Below are 11880 nucleotides of genomic sequence, written 5' to 3'. Positions count from 1 at the left end.
AAAAAGAAGGTGACACAATGAATGTAAAACAGTTCATAAAATTGCATCGCAATGATTGGCAACAATTAGAACAACTATTATCCTCCCTTGACAGTAAAAGAAATCATGTAACCGGGCAGGACATCGATCAGTTTCATCGTCTATATCAAAAAACGACCCAAAATCTTTCATATAGTCAAACATATTTTGCTAATGAAGAAGTAACCGCTTATTTAAATGGGCTCGTATCAAAGTCTCACAACTTACTGTACAAAGATCAAATTTCAAGTTTAAAACAAATACAGCATTTTTTCAGCACAAAATTTGTAGGGTTACTTTTTGAGCAGTGGAAATTCATTGTAATTGCAATGATTTTATTTGTATTTGGAGCAATAGCAAGTTTTATAACCATACTAAATGAACCACTCCATCTTTATAGTTTACTTCCTGCAGAAATGGCGCAAAGTGTAGCCCCAGAGCAATTGGGAGAAAATACGGGTGCAGTTGACTCTTCTTTTATGTCAGCTTACATAATGACGAACAACATACGAGTTGCAGTCCTAGCTTTTGCAGGTGGTATTACATTCGGATTACTAACTATATATTTATTAATCTATAATGGAATTATCGTTGGCGCTCTGGCAGGATTATTCTGGCATCACGGAAAATCTTATGAATTTTGGGCTCATATTGTACCTCACGGAATGATTGAATTAACAGCTATTTTTATTGCAGGCGGTGCCGGCTTATTAATGGGATATAAGTTATTTGTTCCTGGTGTGTATTCCAGAGTGTTTCAATTAAAACGGCAAGCACAACGTTCTGTTCAACTTTTGTTAGGAACCATTCCTTTATTTGTAATTGCAGGGATAATTGAAGGGTTTATTACACCCGCATCCTTTTCACTTGAAACAAAATATATTGTCGCATTCGTAACAGTTCTAGGTCTAATCCTTTATATAATAAGTGGAAAGTTTTTGTTAAATAAAAAACTTTCCAGTAACACCAACTCACTTCCCCCACACACAAGTTAAACGTTTCGTTAAGCAGTCTTCAGAGTTAATAGAAAATCCGACGTAACTCTACGAAAAGCGACTGCCCAGAGTGGAAGTAAACATTGCAGTTACGTCGGATTTAATAGTGTTTTAAAGGTTAACTTACATATTTCCTCACCTAATTAATGGTATATTCTAAAGCAGATCTCGATTCATTGTGTCAATATAATAAGAGACGGCTGCAATCGCTAATTGTTCCTCTTTTGCTTCAATCATTTGTAATCCTTGTTTCTCCCATTTGTTTTTTTCCCGTTTTTTAATTTGTTGTTGTTGTTGAGCAATACTTTTCATCATTGCTATTTGTACATTTCTCGGCTCATCTTTAACTCTTTGTAATAATGTATGATCTTCTATTCCAATCATGAAAAACAAATGACGAAGCCTCAATCGTTTTAAGAAAATAAGCGTAGTTTCTTCATGAAGAAATGTATGCACATCACTAAATAGTAAAATAAGGCTGCGTTTTTTCTGAACAGATTCAAGATATTGAAAAACAGCAGCATAGTTTGATTCATTGGCATCTACTTGTAGATTGTAAATAGCTTGAAGAATCTTTTGTAAGTGCTCCATTCCTTTTGCCGGTGGAACATACATTTTTATATCCTTTGAAAACGCTAGGACAGAAACATAGTCACCTTTTTTCAGAGCAGCAGCTGCAACTGTAAGAACAGCTTCCAACGCTTTTTCCAATCGATTTCCAACTTTAAGCTCTGCTCCCATCATCCGGCCACAGTCAATCAAGATTGTAATATATTTACCATGCTCAGGCTCGTATTCATTTGTCATTACTTCTTGCAACTTTGCTGTTTGCCGCCAATTAATTTTTCTTGGATCATCCCCAACAACATAATTACGGATTTTAGCAAATTCACCTACGCCCTTTTGTCTCTTGCGAATAATCGTACCTTCGTATTGTAAAAATCTTTGTGCGCTTTCTAAATATTGCTTTGTATCAGTCAAATCTGGAATTACTTTCACTGTATCCTCAAGTTCCACGGTAAATTGTTTTTCCCATAATCCTAACATGCTTGAGAAACGAAAATGTAAGTTTGTTATCTGGTACTTTCCTCTAACAGGAGCAATAATTTGATAGGAAACTACCATTGTTTCTTCTTTTTCAACTTTTCCAAAAACAGGATTAACTTTCTTAAAACTTTGTGGCAATCCATCGATAAATCGATATGAGATGGGACGATTTGATAAATTTTTAATTTTAACCTGAACCGAATAAGTTAGTCCTCTTTCCAGTTCTGCGGGAATTGTCCGGTTAAAATGAAAGGCATGCTTACTCGGAATGACAGCTAAATCTACTAAACTTAACAACAATACAAGAGTGTCTACACCAATAACAAAAAGTAATGATTTATTCCATACTGTAACAACAATAAGTGACAGGGATACTGCAATAATTAAGACGATTAATCGTTTCGTTGGTAAAATGCCTTTACCTCGGAACAGGAATCGACCCCACAAGTTCTTCAATGATTTGGTCAACGGTCGCTCCCTCCAATTCCATATGCGGGGATATCTGGACACGGTGCCTTAAACCTGGTCTAGCTACCATTTTAATATCATCAGGGGTTACATAGTCTCTGCCAGCTAAATAAGCCCACGCTTGTGAAGCTTTTGCGATAGAAATTGCCGCCCGTGTACTAGCGCCAAAACGAATCGATTCAGTCTCTCTCGTATTCCGAACAATTTGCATTATATAATGCAGGATACTCTCACTTATCGTAACTTCTTCAATCTCTTTACGGATCGCTAAAAATGTTTCTAAATCAATAATTGCTTCTATATTATTCGATATGTTTTTATCTTCTATCACCTGTTTCAATACGACCGCTTCTTCTTCAAAAGATGGAAAATCAACATTTAATTTAAACAAGAAACGATCTTGTTGTGCTTCCGGCAAAGGATAAGTACCTTCGAATTCGATTGGGTTTTGTGTTGCCACTACAAAAAAAACATCAGGTAATAGATAAGTTTCTCCCTGTATTGTTACTTGTTTTTCTTCCATTGCTTCAAGGAGAGCTGCTTGGGTCTTAGCGGGAGTCCTATTAATTTCATCAGCTAACAAGATATTTGTGAAAATAGGTCCTTTTAATGTTTGAAAACTACTATCCTTCATATTGTAAATTGTACTACCTGTGATATCACTAGGAAGTAAGTCAGGCGTAAATTGAATTCGATTAAACTTTCCACTAATCAAATTAGCTAGTGTTTTAACCATCTGCGTTTTCCCTGTGCCAGGAACCCCCTCAATTAATACGTGACCTCCCGCGAGAATTGCAGATAGTAGTAGTCTTAGATTCTTACTTTGGCCTATAATTCGTTGTTCGTATTTTTCAAGCAAGGATGTTAGTTCATTTCTCATCCTTCTTCCACCTCTTTCCGTAATCGATTGATTTTTTTCGACCATAATAAAAACTCTTGCTTACTAAGCTCCTGTTTTAATAAGACGTTAGGTAGCTCTTGTGTAAGTTGGCTGATTTCTTCTTTTAATAGGTACTTACATTTACGTTCTAATAAAATCTGTAATGATAATCCCTCTTTACTATAGGAGATTCCCCAGTGCTCTTGTAAACTTTGCTTCAGATAATCTGATTGAATCATTAATGCCTCAGCGTACCTATGCTTTTTTAGGTACCAAGCTGATAATGCCTTTATTCGTTCATCACTAAAACGTACTGTCTCTTCTCTAGGAATGTAAATTGGTCCAAATCTCTTTCCTTTTAACCACACCCATAAAATCGAAATAATAATAGCTTGCAGAAGAACTACTAAAAGCCATTTAGGATAAATTTCTAGCATCGAAGAAGCATTTTTCCCATTGTGAATGTATTCATCAAAAAAGATATCAGTTGGATTTTCTTGATTGATCAGTGATAGAATAATTTCAAAATGATCCTTGTCTAGTATCCTATCGTTTGTCATCCACTCTGGAGTTACTGAAACAATTAATTGCCCCTTTCCAACCGATCTTTTAAATGCAAGTACTCCCTGTTCGTCTGAATATAATTTCTCATCATCTGTATTTACGTTTAATCTAACTGATGATGACACAATAGCATTATAATTGATACCATTTGAACCAACTACTTGATTAGGATTAGATGGTTCTTCTATAAGTGGTAATGTCTCCACGTTGAGCATGCCATCCGGATTAACCATATGTAAAAAAATCGTATTTCCAGCTTCCATAAAACTAAAATAAGCATCCATTTCTTCTTGGTCAGGAATAAAAAACGGTTCAATCATAATCAACATCTGATTTTGATTCTCTGCGGTTAAACTTGTTGGTGGGTGTGGCCAATGGTTTGTCAATCCATTTTCATTCTCTAAATAAGTATAGATTCCCTTCACTCCAGATGGTGAAGGAGAATGAGAAACAAAATTAGGATATTCTTCTGGACGTTGTGAAGTTAGAATAAAACTAATCACAGTAAATACTAGGAGCACAACAGCAAGGATGATCCATGTTTTGCTTTTTGATGATATTTGCAACGTTTCCTCATTCCTCCTTTTCATCCGAGTGAAGAACATTTTCAGCTTCATCTTTATTAAACCACTTCATTGTTTCTTGTTTGAAACGCAAATATTCTTCTTGATTTACTTGACGTTCTCCGTAAGTTACTTCATCGAATAGTATTGCAAGCTTAAAGAAAAGATCCGCTTGCTTTTGACTAACTTTTTTAAGTTCGTCATAATATTCCCAATTTGTTTTCCAAATTCTAGCTTCAAGTTGACTTTTTTCATGAAGAAATAATAGGACTGCTAAAAACATGTGCCGAATCGCTTCCTTATAAGCTAACAATTCCTCACGTTTGTTCGCCTCTTCTAAATGTTTGTGATAAGACCAATGTATTTCATCCATGAACTGTAATGGCTTCTTATCCTGAAATATACGTTTACGCCTATACGTTCGCACACTAAAATAGATGGTTAGTGCAATAAGAGCGATTGTAACAATAATAATACCAATAAGAACACCATTAGTGGCCGTATCAGAAGGTTGAAAGGAAGAAAACAACTTTTCAAGCATATCTAATATCCAAGCTTTGCCTTTATCCCACCATACCTCAATAAAACTCCGATTATCTTGATAATAAACGGTGTATTCTTTTTCATCCAATATATTACGCAATTGATCTCTTGCTTCTTCATCTTTTTTCAACTAAATCATCACCTAACTATCATTTAAGAGAAATTAATTATTTACTGAGTTATAATCATCAATTAATTCTTTTAAATCATCTGCATCATGCCTTGCTTTTAAATCGAGATAAACGATTGCATATCCGACAGCGAGAAACATAGATGTAACCAATGCTACAACATTAACTAATACCGTAAATAATACACTATAACCTAACAACATTCCTAAAACAGTTTCGACCGAAATACTAATGGAAAATGTGATTAAAAACAATACAATGTATAACCCAATTACAAACCATGTCCTTTTTCGAGTAAGTCTCCAGCTTCTCCCTAAACCTGGGGCATCTTGCTCAAATACGACCGCACCTAGAAAGAAGCTCCATCTTGTTAATAGAAAGATGGCTACTGCTGCAACAGCTAAAAATAAAATAATAGAAAGGATAATGCCTACTATTGGATTTGCAACTGCACCAATCACACCAATAATTATAATAAAGAAAAGTGGTACAAATACTAAACTAAAGAAAAGCAATCCAAATAGAAGACTACTTCCAAAGATGGTCCAAAATTCAGAAAACGCTCGCTTCATAACATCTTTAACGGTGAATTCTAGTCCTTTTTTTATATCATTTACGGCAATTAATATAGATGCATAAGCGAATGGTAGTACAACCATAGTCAACAACCCCAAGAAAACAATTCCAAGGTCCGCGCCTAAATTGCTTGTTGCTTCTGCTTCTGCTATATCAAAACTTGATGCAAATTGTTCAAAAGGATTACTCCCTGTGCCAACTTCTCGAAAAAAACTTGTTCCAGAAAGCAACTCAACAAACGATTGAAGTAGATATAACGGTCCCATAATTACTAAAAATATTAAAATGAAATTAGAAAAATGGTTTTTACTCAAACGAAAGGTAAGATCTAATATTTCTCCAAATCCCTTTGGCTTATTCAATTGATTATTCATATTGACAACCTCCTTAAAATAACAAAGTGTTACAACGAATATTTTATCATTAATTAGCTTCACTTGGTGTAAAAATATGTATTTTTTTTAGTCTAGTTCATTTAGAAAAGCTCGGGGTGCCTTGCTCAACCCCAACAAGCTAGAGCTAGACATCTCAAATTTTTTATCTTTCTTAGCTCCTGAAAAAGGCTGATGACTTAATGTCATCAACCTTTTAGTCTCAATTCATTTAAATAATTTGTAGAAAACTTTTGGTGTAGCTGATTCAAAGCGCAGTATTTTACCACTTATTGGATGAGAGAAAGCTAATACTTTTGCATGGAGACCTAATCTGCCAATTCCGAGATTTTTTGCACCATACTTCTTATCTCCGACAATTGGATGACCTATTGCTTCCATATGTACTCTAATCTGATTTTTTCTCCCCGTCTCCAATTGCACTTCCAATAAGCTGGTTTTATCATTTGTTTTGAGTACTTTATAATGTGTTACAGCATGCTGTCCACCGTTCGGTTGATCACTTGAATACATTTTTAACGTTTTACTTTCCTTTAACCACGTTGAGATCGTATCAGACTGCTTTTTCACAGCACCCTCAACTAGTGCGATATATGTACGTTCTTCCACTTTCTCTTTCCAAGCATCCTGCAATATACGTTTTACCTTTTCATTTTTAGCAAACATCATCACACCTGAAGTATCTCGGTCAAGCCTATGAACAATAAAAATTCGGTTGTTCGTATTCTCACTTTTCACATGTGTCATTAATTGCCGATAAGCGGTTACGTCCTTTTCCTTAGAAGATGCAACCGATAATAATCCCGGCTGCTTGTCAATCACGATTACATCAGAATCCTCATATAAAATATTCAAATCGATTGGTGAATCGGCTTTTGCTTTTGCCACCTTATTCTTTTGTATAGTGACCTTCTCACCAATTTGAAGCATATGATTATGTGCCGTTATTACTTTCCCATTAATCGTGACTTGACCTCTTGTTAATATTGATTTAACTGAGTTTCGACTTCTATTTGAAAGAACTTCTAACAAAAACGGTAGTAGTTCAGATTGCTCATTAACAGTAAATTCTAATGCAGTTGCTTGATTTTTTTTTGTTTTTTTGTTCATATATAAACTCCTATTCTTTAAAACAGTTCCCTTTAATCCTCGTCCTTCACATCAATATCTTCTGGGATTGGCTCATTTAAAATTTCTTCCATTAACGCTTTGTACTTGTCCATCTGTTCCAAATGAGTTTCAAATTGGTCTTTATTTATAATATATCGTTCACCATCGTAAATAGCTCGGACTTTACCTTGTGTAATTAATTTCCTCAAATACTTTTCTTCCATATTAAGATAATCTGCAGTTTCTTCAACAGTTAAATACACTAGAATTCATTCCTTTGCAATCCAAAAATGTGCTGCTTTTTTATTATACGTCATTTCATATGATTTACCAGAAAGATTCAAAAACTATACTACTAAGGTTAATCAATTTCATAATACCAATTTTGTCGTCACCTACAACAATATATAATTGGATAAAACAATTTCCAAACTATCTATTGTCGTAGATGACTGAATAAGGTAATTATGAAATTGACTCAGGTGTTAAAAAAATTCCAACTACATATAAAAGCACATCACTTGTTTAAAGTGAATCCGCTTGTAAAAAACAACGCATTAATACAAATCAAACATATTCACTTCGTACTTAAGCTCTTTTAAATAATTAAAAAATTGAGCACGATGATGAAACATATGTGTAATGATTTCTATAAACCATTTTAATTGTGTTGATTTATCTTCCAGATAAAACGGAGCGGTCTTTATATTTAATAGTTCTTGTTCACTTAAACTTAATATGTAATCAGTTAGAAGTTTATAATTCTGGTTTAGTTGCTCAGATAAAGTCTTTGAATCTGTAACATCTAGTAAATCAGTTTCTAACTTTTCATATTCATCTTGAGGAACTTCTTTCATCAGACAATAGTAGTCTGACTTAGGTATGAGTACTAAATGATGGGCTAACTCAATTAACGTTCGCATGTTATCTTGAGGTCGAAAATCCCAGTCTTTGTAGTCAACTTTCTCAATCAAATTTCGTGTTGTGTTTGTTACCAACTCAAGTTCGTGAATCAACTCATTCATATACATATTTACCATATTATCACTCCTCGTGTCATTTTGTTAAAAGTAATCATTTTTTATTAGAGATTAATTTTTCAAAAGTTAATTTTTATTTCTTTCCATGTTGATGTCCAATTTTTCCTTATAACCCTTTCCCTATATACTGCGTGCAATTTTTCATTTTCCAAAAACAAATTAGTTGGTTTTACATGAAGATTGATGACATCTGTTACACCATGTGGAGCTGTTAGAACCACTTGATAATTTGAATCTAATTTCACACCAATTGCTGTAGCAGTTTCTGGAAATTTAGAAATAGCGTCAATCGAACAAGTATAAGGTTTAATATCGTTAACAATATGCATTCTTGCCTGATTTTTAACAGACCATGGTATGTTCGGTAAAATCTCTAACAATTTTTGTTGATAACTTTTTTCTACTTCTTCATCCATTTCTATTTCATTAAAATAAATAACATCAATATCTTCAATTGGACTTCTTTCATCAAATCCATGTAGCGCATCCCATATTTTGGAACGAATAAAACCCGCACATATCCACCAATCAGGCAAATTCAATTGACTCGCAGCCTTTAAGATATCCATCATCCAAGCGTCTGTTTCTATAGATTTCACAATATCGTTTTCTGATTTTAATTCCAGACGCAATCATCTCACCTCAAATGTCAACTATCAACGTGTCATAAGCAAACTCAATTTGTATACCTTCTAATTTCAGTTTTACTTTCAACTTCTCAAGCTCTTCATAACCTAAGCCATCCACCTCTTCGATATGTGTAAGTATTGTTCGTTTGGCTTGTAGTTTCTTAATAATATCAATTGTATCACTAAAAGTGGCTTCAGCATTTAGCACAGGATGTAATACATCTATTTGTTGTTCACCAGTTAATGGATGGAAATCACAAATACCCATCGGCAAGATTGCTAAGTCAACACCCTTCATCTGTTTTGATGGCTCCCAATTGTTTAATTCATCTGGTGCAATTAATATAAATTTGTTAGAGGTTTCAAATAAAAACGCATAAACATAATTCTCAGCTAGACGAAAGGGAGATATGGTTGTGTCATTTAAAACAATGCTATCACCATCACTAAGTTGATGGAGCTTGATAAAACCTTGTTCTTCAAAAAATTGTAAATGTTCTCCACTTCCAAGACGATTCTCAAAGTCCTTTCCTACTTGCTCTGGTAAGTACACATCCGTTTGACTAGGCTTTGGAGGATTTCCTACCCAATCAGCATTTAAAGACTCGAGTACTCTTCTGCCCATGACATGATCTGGATGCCAATGTGAATAGAACACCGCATTTATATTTTTAATAGTTGAACGGTTTATTTGATAGTATATATCTTCCGGTGTATCAATTAATACATTAGGGCCGTGTATAAATAAACTAGGACCAGTACGACTATAAGGAACACCTTTTTCTCTAGCTTCCTTACATACAATACAATTACAAAGTGGACGAGGAATAGACATAGCTCCTCCGGTCCCTAGAAATTCAATTTTCATTCAAATCCTCCTGCCTTTCACTAGATTCACTTTGTGTTTTAGCTACGTTTCATTAAGTATTATTTGACACTTCTATACTGTTTACCTCTATCATTACTGAACTTTTCACCAAATTCAACATAAATATAAGTATTTACCATATTTTTCAATTATAATAGAATAAATTAGTAGAAATTAGGTGTATGTGATGAAAAAGTGGGTCACTATTTGTACAAGCATAATTATATTATTGATTATCTTCTTTCCTATAGAAAGAGACGCTTTATCTGCTACATTGGCAGTAGAGTCTTCCAGGTCTCCAGTTATGAAAAACATTTCAGAAGAGTTTCCATTATTACAAGTTTTATCATTTTCAACTACCATCAGAAAAGCATCAGATATATCACAGGATAATTCTTCACTTCCATCGGAATGGGGATTGGATGTTAGAGGAGTTAAAAATCAATTAAACACAAATGATCATGTCATTGCTTTAACATTTGATGCATGTGGTTCATCGTCTGGTAGCAATTATGATCAGCAATTAATAGACTTTCTAGTAGAAAATAATATTCCAGCAACCCTTTTTATTAATGAACGTTGGATAGAGGAAAACAAAGAGGTATTTTTATATTTAGCAAGCTTAGATCAATTTCAGATTGAGAATCATGGAACAAATCATAAGCCACTTAGCATAAATGGTCAATCAGCTTATGGGATAAAAGGTACTCTCTCTTCAAAAGAAGCCATCCAAGAAATCATATCCAATTATAAAACAATCTATCAATTAACAGGTCACCAACCTAAGTACTTCCGCTCGGGAACTGCCCATTATGATGATTCCTCTGTTTCCTTACTTAACGAACTCGGTATGGAAGCAGTGAACTTTAATATTAATGGTGATGCAGGAGCAACTTTATCAGCGAATGAAGTCAAACATGAGTTATTGAAGTCTAAAGCAGGGACTATTGCTATTTTACATATGAATCAACCAAACTCTCAAACAGCTGAAGGCATAAAAATGGCAATTCCTAACTTACTAGATCAAGGGTTTAAATTTGTAAAACTAGATAGTTATGAATTAAAATAAATAACCAAAATAATATTATTACTGCTTATACCACACTATAGCTTGTCGTTCAATTTCTAAGATCATATTTTCTTTTCCCTTTATATAAACTGCAATATTGTAAGGTTGTTGATTTGATAGATTTTCTTTTAAATCTCCATACGAAATACCTCGACAACTACCTAGCTTGGTTTTTGTTTGTCGATAGCCAAAGCCACGAAAGTACAAAACACAATATGAAAGAGTTATTGCTATTGCTTACATAATTTGTATTTGAAATGACAGATACTTATGATAGTTTACGTTTGGCAAAATTCAATATTTAGCTCCTCATTATTTAATAAGGTGCAGGAGTCTTTTGGTCAATGTAGAATGTATCCATAAGATAATTGGATTGATTGGGGGAACTTATGGATAGCTATATACAATTCACAATCACTTTTTTATTGTTCGTCTCCTTGATACTTCCGCTTACTACTTTAGTTCACGAACTTGGTCACGCACTTACAGCATTAATATTGTTCAAAGAGCCAGTAGGAGTTAGATTGGGAAGCTCTTTCAAGGGTACTGGTTTTAAAGTAGGTAAACTAACATTTAAAATTCAGCCTTTAAGTGGGTGGGTTGGTTTTGTCGAATATAACATACCTAAAGGTAAGAATAACATTGTGTCCAATGCTATGATTATGATTGCAGGTCCATTTTTTTCATTTATACTAGGTTTAATTTGTTATATTTCAATTACATTTTCAGACAGTCAATACATTATAATTTTTTTATTAAAGTCTATTATGAATGCATCTTTGGTACAATTCATTATTACAATTCTCCCTATAAAATATCCATCATTTTTAAGGGCTTATAAAGGAATGCCAAGCGATGGATATAGAGTTATGAAACTAATTATGAGTAGGGATAATCCTAAAGAATATAAAGATAAATAGCTAAACAATCGAGAGGAAACCTGAATGTATCAGCTTTCCCTCCAATTTCATTTAATTATCAACATTA

The 11880-nt window shown here is 33.8% G+C and carries 13 protein-coding genes; 3 read left to right on the top strand and 10 right to left on the bottom strand.

Features of this window, described 5'->3' with window-relative positions; genetic code table 11:
• Positions 1 to 17 precede the first annotated feature (17 nt).
• Positions 18 to 1013, top strand: coding sequence for a stage II sporulation protein M (locus QQS35_RS09600; RefSeq protein WP_285931834.1), 996 nt, complete (start codon positions 18 to 20; stop codon positions 1011 to 1013).
• 156 nt (positions 1014 to 1169) lie between these two features.
• Here the strand turns inward: QQS35_RS09600 and QQS35_RS09595 are convergent, their stop codons facing one another.
• From QQS35_RS09595 to QQS35_RS09550, 10 genes are all read right to left on the bottom strand, one after another.
• The gene (locus QQS35_RS09595; RefSeq protein ID WP_285931833.1) at positions 1170 to 2528 is read right to left on the bottom strand and encodes a DUF58 domain-containing protein; all 1359 of its coding nucleotides are present in this window, start codon (positions 2526 to 2528) and stop codon (positions 1170 to 1172) included.
• The gene (locus QQS35_RS09590) at positions 2479 to 3408 is read right to left on the bottom strand and encodes an AAA family ATPase (RefSeq protein ID WP_285931832.1); all 930 of its coding nucleotides are present in this window, start codon (positions 3406 to 3408) and stop codon (positions 2479 to 2481) included. The genes QQS35_RS09595 and QQS35_RS09590 overlap by 50 nt, the downstream gene beginning before the upstream one ends.
• On the bottom strand, positions 3405 to 4538 hold the full coding sequence (locus QQS35_RS09585) for a DUF4350 domain-containing protein (RefSeq protein ID WP_285931831.1): 1134 nt from the start codon (positions 4536 to 4538) through the stop codon (positions 3405 to 3407). The genes QQS35_RS09590 and QQS35_RS09585 overlap by 4 nt, the downstream gene beginning before the upstream one ends.
• 7 nt (positions 4539 to 4545) lie before the next feature.
• Positions 4546 to 5208 (bottom strand): DUF4129 domain-containing protein, encoded by a 663-nt coding sequence (locus QQS35_RS09580; protein WP_285931830.1) that lies wholly within the window; start codon positions 5206 to 5208, stop codon positions 4546 to 4548.
• 33 nt (positions 5209 to 5241) lie between these two features.
• Positions 5242 to 6159 (bottom strand): glycerophosphoryl diester phosphodiesterase membrane domain-containing protein, encoded by a 918-nt coding sequence (locus QQS35_RS09575; RefSeq protein WP_285931829.1) that lies wholly within the window; start codon positions 6157 to 6159, stop codon positions 5242 to 5244.
• Between the two features lie 225 nt (positions 6160 to 6384).
• Positions 6385 to 7287, bottom strand: a complete 903-nt coding sequence (locus QQS35_RS09570; protein ID WP_285931828.1) for an RluA family pseudouridine synthase — start codon at positions 7285 to 7287, stop codon at positions 6385 to 6387.
• A 32-nt stretch (positions 7288 to 7319) separates the two neighbouring features.
• The gene (locus tag QQS35_RS09565; protein ID WP_285931827.1) at positions 7320 to 7550 is read right to left on the bottom strand and encodes an excisionase family DNA-binding protein; all 231 of its coding nucleotides are present in this window, start codon (positions 7548 to 7550) and stop codon (positions 7320 to 7322) included.
• Positions 7551 to 7844: 294 nt separating this feature from the next.
• Positions 7845 to 8327: a DinB family protein gene (locus QQS35_RS09560; RefSeq protein WP_285931826.1), complete on the bottom strand. Its 483-nt coding sequence runs from the start codon at positions 8325 to 8327 to the stop codon at positions 7845 to 7847.
• 59 nt (positions 8328 to 8386) lie between these two features.
• Entirely contained in the window at positions 8387 to 8953 is a 567-nt protein-coding gene (locus QQS35_RS09555; RefSeq protein WP_285932048.1) for a nucleotidyltransferase family protein, read from the bottom strand.
• Between the two features lie 16 nt (positions 8954 to 8969).
• Complete coding sequence (locus QQS35_RS09550) at positions 8970 to 9824, bottom strand: MBL fold metallo-hydrolase (protein ID WP_285931825.1); 855 nt, start codon at positions 9822 to 9824, stop codon at positions 8970 to 8972.
• A 187-nt stretch (positions 9825 to 10011) separates the two neighbouring features.
• On the opposite strand from QQS35_RS09550, the gene QQS35_RS09545 reads away from it, so the two are divergent.
• Together QQS35_RS09545 and QQS35_RS09540 are read left to right on the top strand one after the other, a co-directional pair.
• Positions 10012 to 10893, top strand: coding sequence for a polysaccharide deacetylase family protein (locus QQS35_RS09545; RefSeq protein WP_285931824.1), 882 nt, complete (start codon positions 10012 to 10014; stop codon positions 10891 to 10893).
• 389 nt (positions 10894 to 11282) lie between these two features.
• Positions 11283 to 11813, top strand: coding sequence for a M50 family metallopeptidase (locus QQS35_RS09540; protein WP_285930886.1), 531 nt, complete (start codon positions 11283 to 11285; stop codon positions 11811 to 11813).
• Positions 11814 to 11880 lie beyond the last annotated feature (67 nt).

The sequence above is a fragment of the Aquibacillus rhizosphaerae genome (assembly GCF_030282825.1).
GTDB lineage: Bacteria > Bacillota > Bacilli > Bacillales > Amphibacillaceae > Aquibacillus_C > Aquibacillus_C rhizosphaerae.
This window is presented reverse-complemented; position numbering and strand designations above follow the sequence as displayed.